This is a genomic window from Caballeronia udeis, assembly GCF_001544555.2.
Lineage (GTDB): Bacteria > Pseudomonadota > Gammaproteobacteria > Burkholderiales > Burkholderiaceae > Caballeronia > Caballeronia udeis.
On sequence record NZ_FCOK02000038.1, the window covers coordinates 1 to 22,141 of the forward strand.

The 22,141-nt window shown below is 61.9% G+C and carries 20 protein-coding genes and 1 pseudogene; 9 read left to right on the forward strand and 12 right to left on the reverse strand.

What is annotated here, in order from left to right:
* The first annotated feature begins 631 nt into the window (after nucleotides 1-631).
* Nucleotides 632-1,624, forward strand: a complete 993-nt coding sequence (locus AWB69_RS24465; RefSeq protein ID WP_062089409.1) for a fatty acid desaturase family protein — start codon at nucleotides 632-634, stop codon at nucleotides 1,622-1,624.
* Between the two features lie 102 nt (nucleotides 1,625-1,726).
* Nucleotides 1,727-2,149 carry a RidA family protein gene (locus AWB69_RS24470; protein ID WP_062089410.1) on the forward strand — a complete coding sequence of 141 codons (423 nt, stop codon included), beginning with the start codon at nucleotides 1,727-1,729 and terminating at the stop codon, nucleotides 2,147-2,149.
* A gap of 43 nt (nucleotides 2,150-2,192) precedes the next feature.
* Here the strand turns inward: AWB69_RS24470 and AWB69_RS24475 are convergent, their stop codons facing one another.
* The 7 genes from AWB69_RS24475 to AWB69_RS24505 form a co-directional block, all read right to left on the reverse strand.
* A complete protein-coding gene (locus AWB69_RS24475) occupies nucleotides 2,193-2,729 on the reverse strand; it encodes a cupin domain-containing protein (RefSeq protein WP_047848850.1) in 537 nt (178 codons plus the stop codon).
* 227 nt (nucleotides 2,730-2,956) lie between these two features.
* Nucleotides 2,957-3,721: a MipA/OmpV family protein gene (locus AWB69_RS24480; RefSeq protein ID WP_062089485.1), complete on the reverse strand. Its 765-nt coding sequence runs from the start codon at nucleotides 3,719-3,721 to the stop codon at nucleotides 2,957-2,959.
* A gap of 210 nt (nucleotides 3,722-3,931) precedes the next feature.
* Nucleotides 3,932-4,513, reverse strand: a complete 582-nt coding sequence (locus AWB69_RS24485) for a DUF4136 domain-containing protein (RefSeq protein ID WP_156528956.1) — start codon at nucleotides 4,511-4,513, stop codon at nucleotides 3,932-3,934.
* Nucleotides 4,514-4,532: 19 nt separating this feature from the next.
* On the reverse strand, nucleotides 4,533-6,983 hold the full coding sequence (locus AWB69_RS24490; protein ID WP_062089412.1) for a CHASE2 domain-containing protein: 2,451 nt from the start codon (nucleotides 6,981-6,983) through the stop codon (nucleotides 4,533-4,535).
* A 9-nt stretch (nucleotides 6,984-6,992) separates the two neighbouring features.
* Nucleotides 6,993-8,399, reverse strand: a complete 1,407-nt coding sequence (locus tag AWB69_RS24495; protein ID WP_156528957.1) for a FecR domain-containing protein — start codon at nucleotides 8,397-8,399, stop codon at nucleotides 6,993-6,995.
* 32 nt (nucleotides 8,400-8,431) lie between these two features.
* Nucleotides 8,432-9,130 (reverse strand): response regulator transcription factor, encoded by a 699-nt coding sequence (locus tag AWB69_RS24500; RefSeq protein WP_062089414.1) that lies wholly within the window; start codon nucleotides 9,128-9,130, stop codon nucleotides 8,432-8,434.
* Nucleotides 9,131-9,252: 122 nt separating this feature from the next.
* On the reverse strand, nucleotides 9,253-9,660 hold the full coding sequence (locus tag AWB69_RS24505; protein ID WP_062089415.1) for a hypothetical protein: 408 nt from the start codon (nucleotides 9,658-9,660) through the stop codon (nucleotides 9,253-9,255).
* A 625-nt stretch (nucleotides 9,661-10,285) separates the two neighbouring features.
* Between AWB69_RS24505 and AWB69_RS24515 the strand changes: the two genes are divergently transcribed.
* Together AWB69_RS24515 and AWB69_RS24520 are read left to right on the forward strand one after the other, a co-directional pair.
* On the forward strand, nucleotides 10,286-11,080 hold the full coding sequence (locus AWB69_RS24515) for a substrate-binding domain-containing protein (protein ID WP_062089417.1): 795 nt from the start codon (nucleotides 10,286-10,288) through the stop codon (nucleotides 11,078-11,080).
* A gap of 51 nt (nucleotides 11,081-11,131) precedes the next feature.
* Complete coding sequence (locus AWB69_RS24520) at nucleotides 11,132-11,737, forward strand: pyridoxamine 5'-phosphate oxidase family protein (protein WP_062089418.1); 606 nt, start codon at nucleotides 11,132-11,134, stop codon at nucleotides 11,735-11,737.
* 17 nt (nucleotides 11,738-11,754) lie between these two features.
* On the opposite strand, the gene AWB69_RS24525 is transcribed toward AWB69_RS24520, so the two are convergent.
* A complete protein-coding gene (locus tag AWB69_RS24525; RefSeq protein ID WP_062089419.1) occupies nucleotides 11,755-12,843 on the reverse strand; it encodes a zinc-binding dehydrogenase in 1,089 nt (362 codons plus the stop codon).
* Between the two features lie 90 nt (nucleotides 12,844-12,933).
* Between AWB69_RS24525 and AWB69_RS24530 the strand changes: the two genes are divergently transcribed.
* The gene (locus AWB69_RS24530; protein WP_062089420.1) at nucleotides 12,934-13,845 is read left to right on the forward strand and encodes a LysR family transcriptional regulator; all 912 of its coding nucleotides are present in this window, start codon (nucleotides 12,934-12,936) and stop codon (nucleotides 13,843-13,845) included.
* Nucleotides 13,846-13,958: 113 nt separating this feature from the next.
* Nucleotides 13,959-15,200: a GGDEF domain-containing protein gene (locus AWB69_RS24535; protein ID WP_063977891.1), complete on the forward strand. Its 1,242-nt coding sequence runs from the start codon at nucleotides 13,959-13,961 to the stop codon at nucleotides 15,198-15,200.
* 19 nt (nucleotides 15,201-15,219) lie between these two features.
* Here AWB69_RS24535 and AWB69_RS49555 read toward each other — a convergent pair.
* The 4 genes and pseudogenes from AWB69_RS49555 to AWB69_RS24550 form a co-directional block, all read right to left on the reverse strand.
* Nucleotides 15,220-15,318, reverse strand: a pseudogene (locus tag AWB69_RS49555) (SAM-dependent methyltransferase); the annotation flags it as partial.
* A gap of 15 nt (nucleotides 15,319-15,333) precedes the next feature.
* Complete coding sequence (locus AWB69_RS24540) at nucleotides 15,334-15,852, reverse strand: ureidoglycolate lyase (RefSeq protein ID WP_062089421.1); 519 nt, start codon at nucleotides 15,850-15,852, stop codon at nucleotides 15,334-15,336.
* Between the two features lie 6 nt (nucleotides 15,853-15,858).
* Nucleotides 15,859-16,869, reverse strand: coding sequence for an allantoicase (gene alc / locus AWB69_RS24545; RefSeq protein ID WP_062089422.1), 1,011 nt, complete (start codon nucleotides 16,867-16,869; stop codon nucleotides 15,859-15,861).
* Between the two features lie 51 nt (nucleotides 16,870-16,920).
* Entirely contained in the window at nucleotides 16,921-18,243 is a 1,323-nt protein-coding gene (locus tag AWB69_RS24550; protein WP_062089423.1) for a C4-dicarboxylate transporter DctA, read from the reverse strand.
* A gap of 237 nt (nucleotides 18,244-18,480) precedes the next feature.
* On the opposite strand from AWB69_RS24550, the gene AWB69_RS24555 reads away from it, so the two are divergent.
* The 3 genes from AWB69_RS24555 (at nucleotide 18,481) to ycaO (ending at nucleotide 22,120) form a co-directional block, all read left to right on the forward strand.
* Nucleotides 18,481-19,170, forward strand: a complete 690-nt coding sequence (locus tag AWB69_RS24555; protein WP_062089424.1) for a FadR/GntR family transcriptional regulator — start codon at nucleotides 18,481-18,483, stop codon at nucleotides 19,168-19,170.
* Between the two features lie 484 nt (nucleotides 19,171-19,654).
* Nucleotides 19,655-20,290 carry a 2OG-Fe(II) oxygenase gene (locus AWB69_RS24560; protein WP_082913559.1) on the forward strand — a complete coding sequence of 212 codons (636 nt, stop codon included), beginning with the start codon at nucleotides 19,655-19,657 and terminating at the stop codon, nucleotides 20,288-20,290.
* Nucleotides 20,291-20,392: 102 nt separating this feature from the next.
* A complete protein-coding gene (gene ycaO, locus AWB69_RS24565; protein ID WP_062089425.1) occupies nucleotides 20,393-22,120 on the forward strand; it encodes a 30S ribosomal protein S12 methylthiotransferase accessory factor YcaO in 1,728 nt (575 codons plus the stop codon).
* Nucleotides 22,121-22,141 lie beyond the last annotated feature (21 nt).

Sequence of the window (22,141 nt, forward strand, 5' to 3'; positions counted from 1 at the left end):
AACTGGATCACCAACGGGTTCATTCCATCGTCGCGTGGCCGTGGATGATTGATTCACTATTGAATTAGAAATGGAATTACATGAGGTGCGGCGATCTCTACGTCGTACCCGATGCGTCGACAGGCAGCGATAATCTCCTCGCCCTTGCGGGAACGACGGCGACATGTCTGGGATACGCGGCTGCTTAACGGGACGTAGCGACGGCAGAGTCATTCTTGCCGTGTGTCGGTGACCAGCCACCGCAACATCCGCCGGGGTTGATAAAGAGACGCTCCGACGCTAACGCTGCGCTACACGTTTTTCCGCGGGCTGCGCAGTCGAGCTGCGCAGGATCAGATCTGTCGGCAACGTGATGCGATCCGAGGGCGATTCGATCCCGGCAATCCGCGCGCTTGGTCACGTCAACGCCGATTTCGACGTCCCGGAAGCCCGTGAACTGACGTTGCGTGGACTACTTTGGGCAGCGCGCTGAGTGGGTAGCGCTCGTTGTATGCAGGTGCTGGCAATAAAGGCTGGGGGCCTTTTCCTGCTGCACACCTTACCGATTGTTACGGACGCGCGAGCGAGTCTTCAGACTGTCACGAGGCGTTGCTAAGTTTCTGCGGCGACATGTCATGTCGACGGAGAGAAGATGGACCCAAAGGCATCCGCTACGGCGGAACCGGACGCACCCGCGGCAGCGAGCACGCAACGAACACCCAGGCAGGTTGCAATCAACAGCACCGTCAATCTGGCACTGCTCGCGCTAGTCGCCACGGCCATGCTGCTGCAGCTCTTTGCGTGGCCATTCCTGCTGCGGTACTGGGGGAAGGCGGCCCTATGGCTCGCCGTGCCGCTCGTGGTGCTCACGCCGACTCACTGGGGCTTGATACACGAAGCGATTCACGGACAGTTGCTGCCGCGGCGACGGTTCAATGAATCGGTTGCCCGTGTACTGGCCATCACCTTCCTGCTGCCGTTCGACGCCGTGCGTTTCGGTCACCTGATGCACCATCGCTTCACGCGCGAACCGTACGATCGCCCCGATGTGTACGATGGCACGACGCATCGTGTGCGCGCCCGCGCTCTCTATTACGCGCGCTTGCTGGGTGGTCTCTACGTGGCGGAACTGGTGTTACCGGCACTCGCGTTTCTGCCGGTCAGGCACGCGTGCCAGGTGGTCGCGCGTGCGATCGGCAGCGAAGGGCCTGTGGGGATGGATGTCCAGCGCCTGTTCGTCCGGTTTGCTGGTGATCCGGCACGGCGCAGCCGCATCCGGCGCGACTGGCTGCTGTCGCTCGTGCTGCATGCGGGCGTGTTTTATCTATACGGCGCGTGGTGGCCGGCGCTTGCCGTGACCCTGTATCTGCGCGGCGTGTGGCTGTCACTGGCGGACAACCTGCCACATTACGATGTCCCCCTCGATGAACCCGAACGGGCGCGCAATTTTCGCGTGCCACGCATCTGGCATGGAGTACTGATGAATCATCATCTGCATCAGTTGCATCACCGGCACCCAACGCTGCCGTGGACGGCGCTGCCCACACTCGCGCGCGAGATAACCGCATCATTGGCGCCCGTTGGCGAAGCCGCCTACTTCCGCACTGCGCTGCGACAGTTTCGCCGGTTCGGCAAGCTGCATTGAACGCGGTGGCCGTGAACAACACGGATTGGCGTCACATCGCAAACAGCGGCCACGGCATGCGGCGCATAATTCCTCGATGCAACCACTCACAGGAATTCAGCCATGGTGAATGCCGCAAATCCCGCCGATGTCTGGGCGCCGTTCGGCGCATTCTCGATGGTTGTGATCCAGGGCGATGGTCAGATCGTTCATCTGAAAGGCCAGGTGTCTCTCGATCAGCAAGGGCAAATCGTCGGTCACAATAATATGCGCGCACAGGTGCGCAAGAGTCTGGAAAACATCCGCGACGTGTTGGCGGCGATGGGAGGGCAAATGACCGACGTGCTGTCGCTCGTTCACTATGCAACCGACATTGACGAGTTCATGCGCGCGGCAGACATTCGCAAGGAGTTCTTTGCCGCCCCGTATCCGGTCACCACGACCGTTCAGGTCGAGCGCCTTTACCGCCCCGAATTGATGATCGAAATCACTGCAATTGCAGAGATTCCCCGTTCGCGGTTTCGCTCCCCGCAGCCCCGCGATTGACAGACTGGCGCTCCCTTTCAGATTTGATCGGTTAGCGCGGCGCTTAAGGATTCGGTGGAGTCACCGACAGGATGATCTCGGTTTGCTTGTCCGACTCATTGCGGTATCGATGGGCCAGGCGCCCGTCGAAGGAAACGCTCTCGCCGCCAACGACGGTGTAGTCGACACCGGCAATCTCCGCGATGAGTTCGCCCGCGACCACATAGACACACTCCGTTGAAGCGTGACCGCGTGGCTCCTCGGCGGATGTCTGGCCAGGATCGAGCACGGCCCGCAGCACTTCGAGCTGGCCGTTGCCGGCGGTCAGCCGTTCATAGGTCACCTGGCCCATGGGCGCGATCAGCCTTGCCCGGTTGCCGGGCCGGCTGATCCACACGGACGGCGCCGCTGTTGCGGTAAACAGGGACGCGACAGACTCGCCAAAGACCCCGGCCAGGCGGCGCATGGTTTCCAGGCTGGGATCGGTGACAGATCGCTCGACCTGACTCAATAACGTCGCGGATACGCCTGCCTGGCTCGCCAGGTCTCGCAATGACAGGCCGTGCGCAGTTCGCAACTCTTTAAGTCTCTCGCCGATCACGATGTAGCCACCCGCTTGTAAAGTCTCAATTGACAAAAATAAGTATATGGAGCGCACCGCAGGTGGTCAAGCCGGTGGCAAAACACCTTGTCAAAGCGGGCCAAATACCTCCTCAAGCCAGCACACAGGGGAGTGTGCGGAGTTCAGTATTTTAGGAGGCAGCGATGGAGCAGGTTTGGAAAATGTGATGGTGCGGTATTGCGTGTGCAGTAATTCTTCACATCTGGTCACTTGAACCGATAGTTCACTGCAGCGAGAAAATTCAGTTCGGTTCTTTGCTCGGTGATCGGGCTGTGCCCTGCGTTGTGCTCCAGCCGACCGGCCGTGAGAGAAACCGACCCTACCCATTTCTTCGAGAAATCGTAGCTGACGTAGGTGTTGAGGTGAACGTCCCGAATCCCTGAACTGGTGTTGTACGCCGGCAAACCAGATGCGGCGCTTTGACTGGCCGACACGCCGAACAGCGTCCGGTTATAGACGGCATTCGCCCACGTCACACCCGGCCCGACCGAGACCAGCAACTTCGAAGTAAGCGGCATGTTCGCCACCAGATCCCCGCTGACGAGCAGACCCTGCCCCGTCCCCGCGATGTCCTGATAGGCCGCGACCGAACCCGTCAACAGCGACACCGAATAATCCGCGAACACCTTCAGCTTCGGACCATAGTGAACATTACCCAGGCCGTGAAGACGCGGATCGTCGGATTCATTGCGCGATTGAAAGTCGAAGCTGATTGACGTGCCGAAGTGATACGCCGGGCCTTTCAGGAGATTGATGCCGAGCACATCCAGACCTTGCGAGAAGATCCGGTCGTCGTAGGAGATATCGAGCGACGGCAGCGGCACGACCTGGAACGCACGGGAACCAGGGTATTTCGGCGACACCATCAGCGCGGGGCCGATCGAGACCTTCCATGGGCCGGAAGCGGTCGTGTCGGCGGCGGCGCCGGCATCGGGGGTAGCGCTCTGCTCGTCGGCGAATGTGTTAGTCAGCCAAACGCAGGTGAACGAGACTACGGTGCAACGGCAAAAATCGGCAAACTTCACTGCGGGTTCCCTGGCATGTCGAGTCCTTCGGGCTCGTGTGGACTGAACGTCATCAGCGGCCTGGCGTGTCGCCTGCAATGCTCGCCGCTTCGTTCAGGCGCAAGAATACGCGAATATTCCCGCGCCGATCCCCGCATGCCGATCTTCCGCTGACCGCTAATCACAATGCGCGACTTCGCGCCGCTCGGCATTGTGCATGGGAAAGTCCGCGAACGCACAACTCATGAGGCCGTGCAGCGCCGCGTTGCCGGCCGGGTCGCGATCCGCATGGGTGACGTTTACCTGGTAACTCACCGCCCCGCTCGTCCGCTCGACGAACTGGACGGTCAGCGCGTGAACGTAGTGCTTGCGTCCAAACCATTCCTTCGATGGCGCCACGTCGTCGCATGTGCTTTCGGGCGCGCCCGTGCAGGCAGCGCGCACGTGCACCGCTTGTGGACGCGTTGCATAACCCAGCTTGACCAGGTAGTCCGCACTGTCCTGAGGCGCCGGCCGCAAGCCCTTCGCGGCGAGTGCTTCATCAAGCCAGCGAGCGGCTGCGGTATCGGTTACAGCGTCGGTCAAAGCACCGCCCTGAGGCTCGACGCTCGACGATTGCAACGCATAGGTCTTGACGCTGTTCGTCGCGAAATCCCCGTCGTGCGGACTGTACGCACTGATCCTCACCGGCGGCTCGCTGGCACAACCGGTCAGGAGCGCGAGAAGGAAAATGGCGGTTGCCATCGATCGTATGTTCACTTCGTTCCCCAAAAAACGTTCATTGCTTCTGCGCGGCGGGTTCTTCTCCGCTTGCTTCGCGCGGTTCAATTGTCTGCGAGCGCAAGGTGATCGTCACTGTTGTTCCCTGGTCCGGCGCGCTTTGAATCGCGATCTCCCCCGCGTGGCGGCTGATCACCGTCTTGACGAACGCCATCCCCAGCCCGGTTCCGTCGCTTGGCGGCTGGCCATCGAGATGAAAGCGCCGGAAGCGTTCGAACAAATGCGCCTGCTGCTCGAGCGCAATACCGTAACCCGCGTCCCGCACCACACACACGATAGCGCCCGGCATCTCCGTGACAATACAGTCGACGCGCGTGCCGGGCGGACTGTACTTCACCGCGTTGCTGAGCAGGTTGATGAGCGCGCGTGTCATCAGCGACCGGTCAGCCAGGACCCAGAAGGCCTGACCTTCGCTCTCGCAGCGCACCTCGATGTCCTTTGCGTTCGCGAGCGGCCAGATTTCGTCGCTGGCGTCGATCGCGAGTTCATGCAGGTTCAGGAGTTCAAGACTGTAATGCTGCGACTCGGCGCGGGCGAGTTGCACGAAGTCATCGGCCAGCGCGAGCGTGCGGCGCGCGTAGCGTTCGATGCGCTCCATCAGATCCATTGCCGGCTTCGAGTCGATGTGCGGCCGCTCGGTGTCGAGCAGCGCGAGAATGGATGCCTGCGGCGAGCGCATGTCGTGCGACAGCAGATGCAGCATGTCGTCGCGCTGGCGCTCGGAGGCGTGCAGCGCGGTGATGTCGACCCAGCTCGCAATCCACCCGAGCGATTCGCCCGTGCTGGTCGTGCAGGGCGCATACCGCAACATGTGGTCGCGGCCGTGGCGATCGCGCACTTCAATGCCGTGCATCATCACGGCCGCGTGACGCTCGACGCGCGGGTCGAGCATCCCCGGCCATTGCATGCCGCTCGGCAGTGCACCGCTGCTGTCTTCGTCGACCAGACGCACGAAATGGAACTCGCCGAAGAGCTGCATGATCGACAGGTCGGCGAATTGCACGGGGCCAAAATGCAGCCGCGCGGGATCGTTGACCATCAGGATCCGGCCGTTGCAATCGCAGACCATGATCGGCTCGGGCAAGCTGTTCAGGCTGTCCCAGATGAACTGCCGCATATTGCGCTGGCGCTGCACGGCCTGGCGTGTAAGCGCGATCAGGCGTTCAAGCACGTCACCCGCCATGCCCTGCGGTTTCGGTTGGGGACCGGGCAGCAGGTTGGGCTCGGCAGCCAGCAGGCGCAACTCCTGTCCGAGATACGACATCGCGACTTCGAGACGCCGCCAGCTCCACAGCAGATAGATCAACGCCAGCCCGCCCAGCGCCGGCACCGGCGAGAGCCAGCACGAGCGCAGATACATCAGGCAGGCGCTCGCAATCAGGCTGGCGAAGGCCAGCGCGATCGTCAGCATGAGCGACTGCAACGGCGACACCACCAGCAGCGCCGCGAGCAGGATGCCGACCGGCACGATGCTCACCCAGGCCGCCGCCTTGTCGCCGACGGGTTTGATCGCGCGGCCGTCGAACAACGCGTCGAGGATGGTCGCGTAGATATCGACACCCGGCAGTTCGCCCACTTCGCCCGAGATCGGCGTGGCAAAGCGATCGCGCAGACCGGCCGCCGTTGCACCGACCAGCACGATCTTGCCCGCGAAGAATTCAGGCGGGACGGCACCCTGCATCGCGGCCGCGAACGAGACCCGCGGATAATCCAGCGACGTGCGCGAGAACGGAATCATCATCCGGTGCGCGCGCTTGAGGTCGCCCGCGCCGGCCGGTCCCGACGCCGCGAACGCCGCGTCCGCAGCCGCCGTGCCGATCCCGGGCAGCACTGCGTCCGGCCCCCGCAAAGCCTGGTACACCGGCACCGTGATGCTCGGCCACCAGTCCTTGCCGCTGCCTTCGAACAGCGAGACGCTGCGCACGATGCCGTCGTGATTCACTTCCAGGTCGATATGGCCCACGCCCGCCGCGGCCTGGCGCAACACCGGAACGGGCTCGACCACGGCAGGCTCGTTCTGGTTGACGGGCAGCCGGTCGACGAGCAGCGGCAGATAGGTCGGCACATGCTTCATGGCCTCGGCGAAAGCGGTGTCGCCGGGAGACGGCTCGGTGAACAGCACGTCGTACGCGACGCTCGCCGGTTTCGCCTTCGCAAGCTGCGTCAGCAGCGCGGCGTGGGTCTCGCGCGGCCACGGCCAGCGCCCGAGTTCCGCAATGCTCTCGTCATCGATAGCGACAATCACAATGCCGGCCGACGGACGGCTCGACGAGTGCAACAGCAATTGATCGTAGAACAGGAAACTGGCGCGCTCGGTCAGCGGGCTCAACACGCCAAAGAGCACCGCGGCCACTCCCACCATGCCGATCAGCGTCCATTCCAGGAAAAAGCGCTTGCCGATCGAGGGCCCCAGCCAGCGCCGGTTGTGGAAGGGGAAGCGCCATGGCATGGGTCGCCCCTACCGCGTTTGAGTGAACGACCGGATTTCGCTCGGGATCGACAGGAGCCGGCCGTTCTCGAAGGTATCGACAACAATCGTCCAGTAGTACTTTCCCGGCGGCAGATTCGCCACCGTCATCTCGCCGCCCGCCACATCGAGCAAGTCGATATACGGCGCGCTCAGGTCAGCATGATCCGACAGGATGAACCGATACCGCGCGCCCAACGCCCCACCATCGACATGCCAGCGGAAAACGTAGCCATTCCCTTTTACAGGCGTGGCCGCCGCGTTGGTGGTATCGGTATAACGGCTGAACGTGAACACTTGCGGCAAGCCGTCGATGCCGTGCGTGTCGGTGGCGAGGACGCGCACGAAGTAGTTGCCGTCGGGAATATTGTCGAACGCCGCGTGCAGGCCGGTGGTGCGCTCGTCGCGAAGCAGGTCGAGGAAATCGGCATCGGTCGCGATCTCGGTGCGGTACGCCCGGGCGCCGTCGACAGGCGTCAGGTCGAAGGACACCTGGGGCGCGCGCTGCAACTTGCCCGGATCGGCAATATCCGGCGGGGCGAGCAGCCGCACCGACGCGCCGGCGGCGTCGCCCGTGCGCGTCAGGTTGCCGTAGCCGGCCAGCACAAGTGTCTGCGCACCGCCCTGGACCGGCAGCGGGGTGGCCGCGCTGTTGAGCGTGCTGTTCCCCGCGCCGTCAGGCCCGGCTCCATCCACGCCGATCTTGCCCGCCAGCACCTCGACGGCGGTCGCATCCTGCTCCGCCAGATAATTCACCCGGAACCGCGTGCCGCGCACGCCTGCCACCACCGACGGCGTGACGACCCGGAACGAATCACGCGGGTTCTTGAACGGCGTGACGTCGGTCGTGACCTCGCCTTGCTTCAGGTCGAACTGGCGGTCGACCGCGCCGGTCAGCAGCGTGGTCCGCAAGCGTCCGATCAGGATCCGGCTGCTCGACGGCAGCACGACATGCGAGCCGTCCGGCAGCGTCATGGAGACAAACGCGTCGCGGCCTGTGCTGACTTCGTCGCCCTCCCTCAGCAGCGTCCCCGCGCCAACCGGCGTGGCGGGCGCGCCCGCAGTGCCGAGCTTCTCGACACTGCCGCGCACCGCCACTACCTGGGCCGTCGGCAGTGTCTGCCTGAGCCGCGAGGTGGGCATGGAGAGATGAGCGTTGACCTGCAGGTGCCGCGGATTCGCAACGTGATTGATGTCGCGCAACAGCCGCCAGTCGGAAGGACTCTGCATATAGCGGTCCGCGAGCGTGTAGAGCGAATCATCCGCGCGCACCACATAAGGCGTCATGTCCTGCGGCGGCATGCGTTTGGCGTAGACCGGCTGGATCGAACAGGCAATGGCGATGACGCCGGCCACCGCCATTGCAGCATCCAGCCCCGAGCGCGGACGCTGATGCACCACCCAACTCCGGCTGTTTTTATGGAACCCGTTCACGGCGAATCATTCCCCACTTTTTCCAACCGGTAGCCGTAGCTGTAGATGGGTGTTATGCGGTAACCGTTTTGCGGCCGCACCACCAGCTTGGAGCGAATCTGCGACACATGCGTATCGATTGTGCGCGACGGAATATCCACGTCCTGCCGCCAGACCGATTCGCGGATATGCGTGCGCGACAGCGGCCGCGACAGGTTGCGAAAGAGCAGCAGCGCAAGCTCGAATTCCTTCTGCGTCAGCGCGGCCGGTACTTCGTTGACCAGGGCGGTCTGGGTGGCCAGTTCGAATCGATAGATGCCGTAGGTTTCCTGGGTCACCTCGTTCTGGTGCATGTAGACCCTCCGCAGCAACGCTTCCACACGGGCGAGCAGCACGGGCCGCGACACCGGCTTGAGGATGTAGTCGTCGGCGCCGGCGTTGAGCATCTGGACAACGTCGCTTTCAACACTGCGGCTTGTCAGGAAGAGCACCGGCAGGTTCGTGGTGAGGTTTTGCCTGACCCACTTCAGCACGGCGTCGCCCGGCATTTCAGGCATGTTCCAGTCGAGCAGCAGCAGGTCGTACGGTTGACGCCTGAGCTCATGGATCAGGCTCTTGCCTTCCGTAAAAACCTGGCAGAAATGCCCGGCCGCAGTCAGTGTCTGAGCCACGAATGCCGTCTGGCTCAGGTCGTCGTCCAGCACACAAATCCGCATTGCCTGATATCCCGTTAATTAGTCAAGACGGCTTTGTCATTTATTTTGCTTGGGCACCGAATGCCAGTACAGATTGCCAGCGCAGATTATCTTGTATTCTTATTATACTTTTTTATACGAAATCAACGCATTTGAACCAGCATCCGGTCAAAGCTTTTCATGACGTGATCCCATGCCGCATCCGAGTAATCCTCACGCGCTCTCGCGCACATGCACGCAAACGCCATCAAACGCCGCGCCGTGTGTTCGCAATGAGTCAGCGGCATTGCGGCGGCACCATCTTCCTGAAGTCCGGCAAACTGATCCTGAGCGCAGTCTGCGGAACGGTTTAATCTTTCCAGCCGGGCTCGCAGAATATCCGCCAGCCACGGCAACTCGGCCGAGCACGAATCGGCATAAGCCTCGATTGCCGCACGAGCGTGCGAATCTGACGCGAGATCCAGCGTCACATAACGCAAGCTGTCGGCCGGCTGCTGAGGCCGGATTTTCGACTTCCACGCAAGCGGGCCGCCGCTGGATTTATTCAACATTCAAAGCCCCCGGTCTAGTGGGACGCCACGAGATTGCTTAAGAGCGATTGCACCGCAACGTCCTGCGTATGGCTCAGACCGGAATCCCGTAACGTCAATAAACGGTTGCGCCAATAGTTCGCTTGAAAAATCGCGCCATCAGCTCCCATTGCCAGACAACGCGACATGACCGCTTCAATATGGAGTATTTCCGCGTCGATGATTATCGACGCACAATTTCCCTGGTATTGCATTCTGGTATTCACTTGATATCCCCGGAAACAGACGTCTTGTGCGCGACGAACCGGCCTCTCAGCGCTGAATAATGCGGTTCGCCTTCATGGGTTCTCAGCCCTTGGCGCGTGGCGCCGGGCATGTTTTTTCCCCACTGATTTTATTGACCGAAGGACAAACCAAAAATGTCTTTCGATGAAGTACTCTAACGCCAATCAATACGCTGTTTGTCGTACTTGTCAGTATTTAACAGTCCGGCCAGAGCGCCCCGGCAGGGATGCCCGAAGGCATTGAAAGCAAAAACGTTTGCGCGGCTATATCGCGGGGTTGTTCCCTAACGACCCGTGTGCTCACGGCGTTTAAACTTCGCCGGCGCAAACGTTATCGATTCATTCACTCCTTACGGTTATCCATGAAATCGTTCCTGCTGAAGCTTTCCACATTCGCGTTCATTGCCGGCGTTGCAACAGCGAGCACCGCGACTACTGTTGTTCAAGCTGCCGAATTGCACGTCATGAGCTCAGGCGGATTTACCGCGGCTTATAAAATCCTCGGGCCGAAATTCGCCGCGGCAAGCGGCAATACCCTGGACACGGCCCTTGGTCCGTCCATGGGCAAAGCGCCCGAAGCCATTCCAAACCGGCTGGCCCGGGGCGAACCGGCGGACGTGGTGATCATGGTCGGCTACGCGCTCGACGACCTCATTAAACAGGGCAAGGTGATTCCGGGCTCACGTGTGGAACTCGCCGATTCAGCCATCGGCATGGTCGTGCGTTCCGGTGCGCCGAAGCCGGACATCACGACGGTTGCAGCGTTCAAGGACACATTGCTGCATGCGAAGTCGGTTGCCTACTCCGACAGCGCGAGCGGCGTGTACATGCAGAACGAGTTGTTCAAGCGTCTTGGCATAGAGGACCAGATCCGGCCGAAGGCGACCATGGTGCCGAAGATTCCGGTGGCGTCGGTGGTGGCCAACGGCGACTACGAACTCGGCTTCCAGCAAGTGAGTGAACTGCTGCCCGTGCCGGACGTAACCTTCGTCGGCAAGATCCCCGAGTCCGTGCAGTCGATTACGCGATTTGCAGCCGGCATTCCGGTGGGCGCGCAACATCCGGCCGAAGCGAAGGCGCTGCTCGAGTATCTCGCCTCGCCGGAAGCGGCGCCGGTCGTCACGCAGACGGGACTCGACCCTGTCACACCGCATTGAACGGGGCCTGCTAATGTACGGTCTGGACCCTGATCACCGAAGGAGCGGAGCATGTTGACGAGCGTCGAACAACTGGAGGATATCTACGGCAAGCCGAACGAGCGGTCGGTGCGCAAGGAGATTTCGTTCATCAGCGAGGACTATGCGGCGTTCATCCTTGCGTCGCCGTTCGTGATGCTGGCGTCGGCGGGAGAGGACGGGCTCGACTGCTCGCCCAAGGGCGATGCAATGGGCTTCGTCCGGATCCTCGATGCCCATACGCTCGCCATTCCCGACCGCCCGGGCAATAACCGTATCGATACACTCAGGAACCTCGTGCATGACCCGCGCGTGGCCCTCCTGTTTCTGGTGCCGGGCGTGGGGGAAATGATGCGGGTGAACGGCCGTGCATCGATTGCCGACGACAGCGAGTTGCTCGCCTCGTTCAGTGTCAATGGCAAACCGCCGCGCACGGTGATCCTCGTGCATGTGGAGTCCGTGTATTTCCACTGTTCGAAGGCGGTCGTGAGATCGGACTTGTGGAACGGCGAGAAGCACGTCGACCGCTCGAGCTTGCCCTCGGCCGGCGCCATGCTGCAGAACGTAAGCGACGCCAGCTTCGACGGCGACGCCTACGATCGTGCATTGCCCGGACGCCTCAAGACCGACCTGTACTAGACGCCGCCCTGGTCCTGCTACTTCCAGGCTTGCGGTGAGTCACCGCATACCACCGTGCATTGCAGGCCCGACATGCGGCCGGCTTCGTCAATAGCCGCTTCCAGTTCGGCGAATGGAAACGTCTTCAGCTCGACGGACGCGAGCGGCAACTGGCGCGACGCGGCCAGCGCAACCAGCGCGAGATAGTCGGCGGGCGTGTACATGAAGTTGCCGATCAGTTCCCAGTTGTTCAGCAGCATCTCGGAGTAGGGGATCGGCAAGTCCACCAGCATGCTGCCCATCAGCACGAGGCGCCCGCCACGGCGCAGGCTTCTTAGCGTAGCGAGCGTGGCGTTGGCATCGGTTGCATTGCCGACCATATCGAAGGCCAGGTCCGCACCGCCGCCCGCCGCCGCGCGAATGGCCGCAACATCGTGCGCGGCGTCGCCCGACAGCACGACCGGCACTACGCGGCCTTGTCCGAGTTCCACCAGCGTTTGCAGCGGCTCTGCACGCCTGCCGAGCGCAACCACCCTGCTCGCGCCCATCGCCACCGCGGCGAGTACGGCCGCCGAGCCGAAGTAGCCGGTCGCACCGTTGACGATCACGGTTTCACCCGCCGCCAGCCGTCCGCGCCGCAAACCGCCGAACGGCACCGCGAACTTGCCCAGGATCGCGAGGCGCTCGGCCGGGAGATCGTCGAGTCCATTGAGCGGAATCAGCGTCGATGCCGGGAATTCCGCCACTTCGCGCAAGGTGCCATGTGGAAATTCGGCGAGCATCGGCGCGCTGTCGGGGCCAAGGCCAGTCAGCGCGATCAGCACTTGCGCCGGTTCGCGCACCGTTTCATTCGCCATCCAGTACGGGTTCACCGCAACGCGCTGGCCAACGTGAAAAGACATCCCCCCTTCGCCGACCGCTTCCACACGGCCAACGCCGTTTGTCCCCGGCGAGAACGGTCCCGGCGGATACGCATACGGCAACTTGCCTTCAACGTGAGCACGCGTGTAGCTGAGCAGCGGCACGGCTTCCATCCGGACAGCCACCGCGTTGCGACGCGGCAGCGGTTGTGCAACGTCGCGCAGCGCCAGCGGCGTACCGGGTTCATCGAGCATCCAGGCTTTCATCTGTATTCCCCTCAAGGTCGGTTGGACAGTTGAACTCTAGGTGTCGCGCACGTATTCTTGAAATCAATTACTGGAATGTGACCTATCAACATGATTGATCTTCGCGGTATCGACCTGAATCTGCTCGTCTCGCTGGACGCGTTGCTTGCCGAATCGAACGTCACGCGTGCAGCGCAACGACTGCATCTGACGCAGCCCGCTGTGTCGACCCAACTTGCGCGGCTGCGGCAAATCTTCGGCGATCCGTTGCTGATTCCCGCCGAAACCGGCCGGGGCATGACGCGCAGCACGCGGGCGCTCGAGTTGATGGAACCGCTGCACGTGGCCTTGAAAAATCTCGAAGCGGTCGTGCGCCATCAGCCTTCCTTCGACCCGCATACGGACCGCCGCAGCTTTGTGATTGCCGCGAACGACAACGCCACGGCGGTGCTCGGCCAGCGGCTGATGGAGCAGTTGCCGACGCTGGCGGGGCCGGGCGTGCGGATCGCGTTTGTCGTGGCCGACCAGCCGTCGATGGCGACCCGCCTCGAGCGCGGTGAAATCGATTTGCTGCTGGGCTCGGAGCGGATGGTCCCGGCGTCGATGAAAGCCCGCAAACTCTTCGACGAGCATTTTGTCGTCGTCCAGCGCAAGCGGCATCCACGCGGCACTGCGCCGCTCGATCTCGACACGTATTGCGCGCTCGACCACGTATTGGTGTCGACGAGCGGGGGCAGTTTTCATGGCTTCATGGACGAACACCTGGACGCGCTGGGACGCGAGCGCCGGGTCGTGTTGTCAGTACAGCATTTCACGCTGGTGCCGGAGTTGCTGGTGCGCACGGATTATGTTTCGACGCTGCCTGCCCGGTTTGCCGAGCGTTATCGGGAACGCCTCGATATCTTCGCTCTGCCGTTCGAGGCACGCGGTTTTACGCTGTTCGCTGCGTGGCCGCTCCGGAGTCAGGCCGATCCGGCGCACGTGTGGCTGCGTGACACGCTGGCTGAGATCGCCGGGGCGTAGGTAACCCGTCAAATCGCCGATACGGCGTTTCGTCCGGACGCCGACGTGCCGGGGTGAATCGGTAAAATGACTTATCATGTTGCCCCCAACTGCGACATCCGACATGGCGAACGATGGCAGAACTGAGTGAAATCTCACGGTTTGACGCCGAGACGAATTTCAGACTCGACCGCCTGTGGTCCGAGTTCGAAGACCCGTCGGTGGAACAGGAGTTTCAGCTCCAGCGCCGGGCCGCCACCCATACCTCTCTGGTGCGCACGCTTGTTTTCTCCAGCCTGTTTTACGTCGCCTTCACAATTACCGACGTAGCCGCCCTTGGTTATTCCCGCACCACCCTCGTGCTTTTCCTCGCGCGCTGCTGCCTTGCATTGACGTGTTTGATCGGCTTGCGTGCCGTCACCTTGCTGCGGGTTTCCATCGCCTCCTTGCGCGGGGCTGCGAGCGCGGTCGAAGTCGTCGGCTTTACCGCGTTCATGATGATCACATGGCTTCGTCCCACCGGGATGGTCGCGCACTGCATGTCCATGTGCATCTTGCTGGTCGTGGTTTACAACTTCATTCCGAACAAGCTGATTTGGGCCGGGCTTATCTCCGTTACCGCGACGGTCGCGTTTATCGTCATTTCCGCGGCATTGAAGACACTGGATTCGCCGACGTTGCTGACGTCGACGATGCTTCTGGCCTTCACCAATGTGCTCGGTTATGTCACGGCTCGCCGCCACAACCGGCTGGCCCGCGATGAGTTCTGCCAGCACGCGATGTTGCGCAACCTCTCTGTGCGCGACTACCTCACCGACTGCTTCAACCGGCGATACCTGACCGACGTGCTGTTCGACGCCGAACTTCAGCGCACCCGCCGATACAAGCTCAAGCTTGCAGTCATCCTGTGCGACATCGACCACTTCAAGCAGATCAACGATACCTATGGGCATCCTGCAGGCGATGCAGTCTTGCGGACCTTCGCCGCCATGCTGCTTGCTCACACGCGGCATCAGGTCGACAGCGTGATTCGCTACGGCGGCGAGGAATTCCTGTTGCTGCTTCCGCAAACCGACCTTGCCGGCGCGACGGTACTTGCCGAGCGCATGCGCCAATCGTTCGAACTGACGACCACGCGCGCGTGGGATGGCCGTGAGGTGCGTTCCACCGCAAGTTTCGGTGTTGTGTCCGTGAATTACGTGGACGAGTCAGGTCTTGTGACCGAGGAAAGCGTGGTGGGTGCGGCGGATGCGCAGTTGTACCGGGCGAAGAACGCCGGGCGCAATCGGGTCTGCGCCAGCGCGGCGCCGGCCGCATCGAGTGCGCCAAGCCGGGATGCCGGGCAAGAAAGCGTCGTTGTCGCCACGCGGCCCTAGTTATTGAAGCGCGCTGCGGTTATCGGCGTGCGGACACCAGCAGCATCATGGGGCGCTCGCGCTCCTCGGCCAGTTCAGGCCGTGCGGCAACCTCGTCGTCTGTCGGACCCCATTCCGACGAGAAGGTCAGCCTTTACGCGGCTGACGGATAAACGAGAGTGTCTTCAAGCAGGCGCACACTCCCGGATAGATAGGTTTCCTCACAATTATCTCCCTCACCTCCCCTATCCACCACAATGAAGTCTGCGGCCACGTCCAACACGATCAGCGGATGATGCCAGACGCCCCGCGCGTAGTTCACGCCCTGCCAGCCGCGCGTGAAGAATGCCCGCAGTTTCGACCCATCGAATTCACCCGCCGGCGCGACCACCACCAGATACGACACCACGCCGAGCGGCAGGAACGCCTGGCTGCCTAGCGGATGGCGCTCCATCATCGAGATCTCGACGGGCTGAGCACGCGGCTGCCCCCGGAACACGTTGATGAGCGGCCGGCCGCCAGCGTCCGCGCCGACATCCACGCATGCCAGGTCGTGGAAGCGCTCCGTCGTGCCGCCGTTGATCGGAAAATGCCGCGCGCCGTCGAGTTCGATGACATCGCCGAACGGCTCGAACGCCGCGCGCGTCAGGGGTTCAAGCGTAAGCGTACGCATGGCTGCTTACTCGATCGCGCCGAACAGGCGCAAGCGCGAGACGCCGCCGTCCGGGAACATGTTGAAACGAACGTGCGTGACGGGCCCAAGCGCCGCCACTTCACTTTCGAATCGATGAATGTTATCCGCCGACAGCTTTTGTTGCGGCAGCAGCACCGGCCAGAACATCGCCTGCGTGACGAGCGACTCGTCCGTGCCGCCAGCGACACGCGCGGCCTGCAGCGAACAGCCATCGGGGAAATTGCCCTTGAAGTGGGCGGTATCGACTTCGATGGCATGGATCACGCCGGGGTGCGCCAGCGCCACGATCGCCCAGTCGTTGCCGGGCTCGCGGCGACGCCGCGTTTCCCAGCCGTCGCCCATGTCCACACCTCGCCCGGGCATCAGCATCTGCGAAGCCGGTCCGAAATGCTGGTTGTTCGCCGCCACCAGATAAGCGCCGTTTTCAATTGCGGCAAGGTCAACGCGTGTACCGCGCTCCACGCGCGTCCAGTCCACCTTCGGCTGAGCATACACACGCAATCGCGCGATGCCGCCGTCCGGGTAAATATTCACGCGCAGGTGGGTGTAGGCACGAGCATCGGAGATCGGCAGATAGTGATGCTGGTTGCCCTGCAGCGTGGTCGCCGGCACGATCTCGCGCCAGTCGGCATTGTCTTGCGGGGTGGCGCTGTCGCTCGTGCAGGCATCGACTGACGCTGCCGGAGGGAAGTTGCCGGTGAAGTGGCTCGTATCCAGGTCGATGCCGTGAATGGTGCCCGGCCGCGCCAGTTTGACGATGCAGAAATCGTAGCCGGTGGTGCGCTTGCGGCGTGTTTCCCAGCCGTCCATCCACTTGCCGTTGTCATCGTATTTACCGGGGATGAAAACCGCCGGCTGCGGGTCGAGCATCCGCTCCTTGGGCGCGAAGAATTCGTCGCTGGCGAAGAGCGCTGTCGCGCCGAGACGCGGATCGGCGAGGTTCATGAAGCGGCGGGTAAATGCCGGCGCGTTGAGGTCGAGGACGGGACTGGCCATGAGGTGGTTTCCTTTAAAACGATTCAGGGAATGGCGACAAACACGGCACGCTCAGACAGCGTGCGCGGGTTCGTGGCCATGACTTGCACCGGCGTGATCGGCCGGCACGAAAAGCAGTTCGGCATCCTGGTTCAGCACGCGCGTGGCGCGGACACGGTCAATATCCTTCTCCCACACGGCCACGACCACCGTCGCGACGCAGTTGCCGATCAGGTTGGTGACAGCGCGCGCAATACCGACGAACCAGTCCACCGGCAGGATCAGCACGAGGCCGAGCACGGGAATGGCGGGAATCGCGGAAAGTGTGGCGGCGAGAATCACGATGGCCGAGCCGGGAATGCCATGCGCGCCCTTCGATGTCACCAGCGACACCAGCACCACGACGATCAAATCGTGGATCGACAGCGGCGTGTTGGTGGCCTGCGCGATGAAGATCACGGCGAGCGTGAGATAGATCGAGAAGCCGTCGAGGTTGAACGAATAACCAGTCGGGATCACCAGGCCGACGGTGGAATCCTTCACGCCCATCCATTCGAGCTTGCGCATGATCTGCGGCAGCACGGCGTCCGACGAAGCGGTGCCGAGCACGATCAGCAGTTCCTCGCGCAGATATCGCACGAGCTTGAAGATGCTGAAACCGGTAAGCCGCATCACCACGCCGAGCACGACGAACACAAACAGGAAGCAGCTCGCATAAAACACGATCACCAGCATGCCGAGTTGCTTGAGCGACTCGACGCCATACGTGCCGGTCGTGAACGCAATCGCACCGAGCACGCCGAGCGGCGCGAGCTTGATGATGAAACCCATGATGCGAAAGAACACGTGCGACAGTTCATCGATAAGACTCGTCACGCGCTGCGCTTTCTGGCCCAGCAGCGAGAGCGCCGCGCCGAACAGCACGGAGAACACCAGCACCTGCAGGATGTCGCCCTTCGCGAAGGCGTCGGTGGCGGTATCGGGAATGATCTTGAGCAGGAAGCCCGCCGTGTCCTTCAGGCTTTTTGCGTGTTCCGTATAGGTGGCGAGCGAACCGGCATCGAGCGTATGCAGGTCGATATTCATGCCCACGCCCGGCCGGGTGGCGTACGCGAGCACGGCGCCAATCACGAGCGCGAGCGTGGTCATGACCTCGAAATAGACCACCGACTTCAACCCGACCCGTCCGACCTTCTTCAGGTTCCCGGCGCTTGCCATGCCCGAGACGACCACGCAGAACACGATCGGCCCGATCACCATCTTGATGAGCTTGAGGAATCCGTCGCCGAGCGGCCTGAGAGTCTGGGCGAAATGAGGGAACACCGCGCCGATCACGATCCCCGCGACCAGCGCGATCATGACCCGTCCAAACAGGGAATTAAGAAATCTCAACACGATGTTTCTCCTCGATGTCGCACGGCACGGGATGATGACCATGCTAACTGTTCAGACTGGTCCGACCAGTTGCTGATGAGGAATATTAGAAAGCCGATATAGTGGAGTCAAGATCCGTTTGATACCGGTTTACCCGGCTTTTCAGCGTGCTTTCAAGCGGAAAACCGAATCAGGGCAGACGCTTGGGGCGGAGCGCGCCTACAATGGCGGTCAGACCGCGCCACTCTTATTCGTCCTATGAAAAATGTTCCGCATACCGTGACCGATGCCGCCATCGCGACTATTCGTGAGCGCATCGAGACGAGCGTTTATCCGGTGGGAAGTCTGCTGCCGGCGCAGCGGCAGTTATCGGAGGAACTGGAGATCAGCCGCGCTTCGCTGCGTGAAGCGCTGTCCACGCTCGAAGCACTCGGGATGCTGCATATCCGTCCCGGCAAGGGGGTGTATGTGAACAGCGCCGAGGCGGCCGGCGCGCACGCGTGGCGTTTCGCCGATCAGGCGTCGCTGCCCGATACCTACCAGATGCGCTTCGCGCTCGAGGGTTTCGTCGCGCGACTGGCGGCGCCGGCCATTGGGGACGCTGACATTGTCTGGCTGGAGGACAACCTCGACTCGCTGCACGGTGCGCTGACCTGCGCCGAACTCGACGAAGCCGCGCAACTCGACTTCGCGTTCCACATGCGCATCGTGAGCCTCGCGGGCAATACGGCCATTGAATCGATACTGCGCGGCAGCGCCGACATCATGAAAGAGAGCCAGCGTTTGCCGTTTTATCGGCGGGAACTGGTGCTGTCGACATATCACGAGCATCTGGCGATTGTCGACGCACTGAAGGCGCGCGACAGCGAGCACGCCGGGCGCGCCATCGAAGCGCATATCGTGAACGCGGCTCAGCGGGCGGGTGTTCATTTTCCGATTCCGGTCTAGTCGGGCGGGTCGTATTCACCGCGTGAAACAATGACGCGGAACACGCTCGCAGGTTATTCACCGTTTATGTTGAGAACCTTGTGGATAACGTGTCTGGCGATGATCTAAGCCCTTGATGTGGCTCGGATTTGAGCCGCTGCCTCGCTTTGGTCAGCGGCGCATCGGACGGGGAAACCGATTCATTGCCGGCTCCGCTGATTCTCCAAACCCCGTTACCCGACCCGCTGTGCGCTGTACGGCATGACTCCCGGACCGATTCGGCCACCCGGCACCTGCACGGGCTCAACGAGGTGCATCGTAAAGCGGGCCAGACCACAGCGGGCGCGGCACCTGGGAACGCACGGGAACAGTCAGGAGCCAGTGTTAATATCTGCCGCTCAGATTAAAGCCCTACCCCCGATATCCGTTTTCCCGCTTATCCGTAGCTTCGCTTCGGACAGCCGCCCGAATTTCCACCCAGCACCTTCGTTCGAAGGAACCCGCAGTGACCCGATCGCACCCGCCGGCGCATTCCGATGCGTCCGGAGATGGCCTGCATCGTCATATTGTCGATGCCGTTCATGAGCATGGCTGGTCGGAGCAGGACATTTTCTTGCCGCCAGACCTGACCCTCGCGCTGGCGCTGGAATGCGCAGCGCTCGCGGCGGCCGGCACGCTTACCCTGGCGCGTGTCAGCCAGGGCGCGGCGCGCTCGCTCCAGCCCGGTGTGCGCGGCGACCGGATCCAGTGGCTTGCGGCAGGTCAGTCGGACGCATGCGATCGTTATCTCGCGATCATGGAAACACTGCGCGTGGCGTTGAATCGGGGCCTGTTCCTGGGTCTCGATGAATACGAAAGCCACTTTGCGTTCTACGCACCGGGCGCTTCATACATGCAGCACCGCGATCGTTTTCGCCACGACGACAGCAGGACCGTGTCCGTGATCGTCTATCTGAATGCGGACTGGCTGCCCGAGCACGGCGGCGCTTTAAGGCTGCATCCGGAAGGTTTGAGTACGCGGGACATCGCGCCGGTCGGCAGCCGGATTGCCGTATTTTTATCCGCCGACATGCTGCACGAAGTATTGCCCGCGACGCGCGACCGTCTATCGCTCACGGGCTGGTTCAGACGGCGCGCCTAACTCATTTGGCTCATGTGGCTCATCTGAGTTATGCGCGGCGCGTCATCGCCATGCCTCACACACATACCAGACTCCTCCTCGACCTAGATAAAGGCACACATCATGCAAACCGAAAGCTTCATTCCCGGCAAGGACGCATCGCTGGAATCCTCCATTGCCACCATGCAGCAGAAGCTCGCGGCGCGCGGCTTTTTCCTCGAGGAAAGCTCGTGGCTCAACCCGGCGGAGAACATCTGGTCGGTGCACATGCGCGACAAGGATTGTCCACTGCTGTTCACCAACGGCAAGGGCGCGTCCGAACTCGCCGCACGCGCGAGCGCGCTCGGCGAATTCTTCGAGCGCCTGGGCTGCCACTATTTCTGGACCCACTTCTATCTCGGCCAGACCCGCGCTGAAGGCCCGTTCGTTCATTACCCGCAGGAACGCTGGTTTGCTCCCACCGAAGACGGCGCGTGGCCCGCTGAATTGCTGAACCCCGAGTTGCAGGCGTTCTACAACCCGGACAGCGATATCGACAGCTCGGTGATGGTTGACCTGAACTCGGGCAACGTGGAGCGCGGTATCTGCGCCCTGCCCTACACGCGTCTTCGCGACGGCGCGGTTACGTGGTTCCCGGTGAATCTTATCGGCAACCTGTATGTGAGCAACGGCATGTCGGCGGGAAACACGAAACTCGAAGCGCGCACGCAAGCGCTCTCCGAGATTTTCGAGCGCCATGTGAAGTACCGCATCATCAGCGAAGGCCTGTGCCTGCCCGATGTCCCCGAAGAAGTCATCGCACGGTATCCCGGCATTGCGGCCGGTGTGAAGGCATTGCGCGACGCGGGCTTCGGCATTCTCGTGAAGGACGCTTCGCTGGGTGGCCAGTATCCGGTCATGAACGTGACCTTGTTGCATCCGAAAGACCAGGGCGTATTCCCGAGCTTTGGCGCTCATCCGCGCTTTGAAATTGCGTTGGAACGCGCGCTGACGGAACTGTTGCAAGGCCGGTCGCTCGACTCGCTGGAGAACTTTCCGGAACCCGGTTTCGATATGGACGAGATCACCGCCGTCGCGAATCTCGAGATCCACTTCGTGGATTCGAGCGGCGTGGTCAGTTGGGATTTCCTTGGCGAAGAACCCGACCACGCGTTCGCCGACTGGAATTTCAGCACGACGACGCAGGAAGATTACGACTGGCTGTGTGCGTGCATTGCGGCTGAGGGCAAGGACGTCTATGTCTCCGATTTCGAAGAGCTGGATGTCTACGCGTGCCGCATTCTCGTGCCGGGCATGTCGGAGATTTATCCGGTCGAAGATCTGCAATGGGAGAACAACAGCGTGGGCAACGAGATCCGTCCGGCGCTGATCCGCCTGAACGATCTCGACGACGACGAATGCCGCACGCTGCTCGACGACCTGCAGACCATGAACCTCGGCGACGAACGGCCGCTATGGGAGATCCTGGGCCTCGCCGTGCCGGTGGGAACAACATGGAAGGAGCTGCGTATTGGTGAGTTGAAGACCTTGCTGGCGCTTGCCATAGGCGACACGGAAGCAGCGCGTGAAGGCTGCGACTGGATTCATCATTACCGCCAGATGAACCACGGGCGCTGGCTGGTTTACCGCTGTGTGGAAGCGCTGTTGAATCTCGACGAGCCGGACGACTTCAAGCATTCGCTCACGCTGCTCTACGGCGCGGAAACGTTGCGGCAAGCAGAAGCGCTGATCGACGGTAAAGAGCGTTTCTTCGGGCTGCCCACGCTGGGCGCCGACATGGAAGGCAGTGCGATCCACGGCAAGCTGCTGGCGGCGTACGACAAGCTGTTTGTGCCGGTGAACAAGCACTAAAGGGGATTTGAGGCGCGTCGC

Bases quoted from the DNA above. Each gene is read 5' to 3' on its own strand.
- AWB69_RS24515 (WP_062089417.1), top strand. From the start codon at position 10,286: ATGAAATCGTTCCTGCTGAAGCTTTCCACATTCGCGTTCATTGCCGGC.
- AWB69_RS24520 (WP_062089418.1), top strand. From the start codon at position 11,132: ATGTTGACGAGCGTCGAACAACTGGAGGATATCTACGGCAAGCCGAAC.
- AWB69_RS24525 (WP_062089419.1), bottom strand. From the start codon at position 12,843: ATGAAAGCCTGGATGCTCGATGAACCCGGTACGCCGCTGGCGCTGCGC.
- AWB69_RS24500 (WP_062089414.1), bottom strand. From the start codon at position 9,130: ATGCGGATTTGTGTGCTGGACGACGACCTGAGCCAGACGGCATTCGTG.
- AWB69_RS24470 (WP_062089410.1), top strand. From the start codon at position 1,727: ATGGTGAATGCCGCAAATCCCGCCGATGTCTGGGCGCCGTTCGGCGCA.
- AWB69_RS24540 (WP_062089421.1), bottom strand. From the start codon at position 15,852: ATGCGTACGCTTACGCTTGAACCCCTGACGCGCGCGGCGTTCGAGCCG.
- AWB69_RS24490 (WP_062089412.1), bottom strand. From the start codon at position 6,983: ATGCCATGGCGCTTCCCCTTCCACAACCGGCGCTGGCTGGGGCCCTCG.
- AWB69_RS24505 (WP_062089415.1), bottom strand. From the start codon at position 9,660: ATGTTGAATAAATCCAGCGGCGGCCCGCTTGCGTGGAAGTCGAAAATC.
- ycaO (WP_062089425.1), top strand. From the start codon at position 20,393: ATGCAAACCGAAAGCTTCATTCCCGGCAAGGACGCATCGCTGGAATCC.
- AWB69_RS24465 (WP_062089409.1), top strand. From the start codon at position 632: ATGGACCCAAAGGCATCCGCTACGGCGGAACCGGACGCACCCGCGGCA.
- AWB69_RS24555 (WP_062089424.1), top strand. From the start codon at position 18,481: ATGAAAAATGTTCCGCATACCGTGACCGATGCCGCCATCGCGACTATT.
- AWB69_RS24535 (WP_063977891.1), top strand. From the start codon at position 13,959: ATGGCAGAACTGAGTGAAATCTCACGGTTTGACGCCGAGACGAATTTC.
- AWB69_RS24530 (WP_062089420.1), top strand. From the start codon at position 12,934: ATGATTGATCTTCGCGGTATCGACCTGAATCTGCTCGTCTCGCTGGAC.
- alc (WP_062089422.1), bottom strand. From the start codon at position 16,869: ATGGCCAGTCCCGTCCTCGACCTCAACGCGCCGGCATTTACCCGCCGC.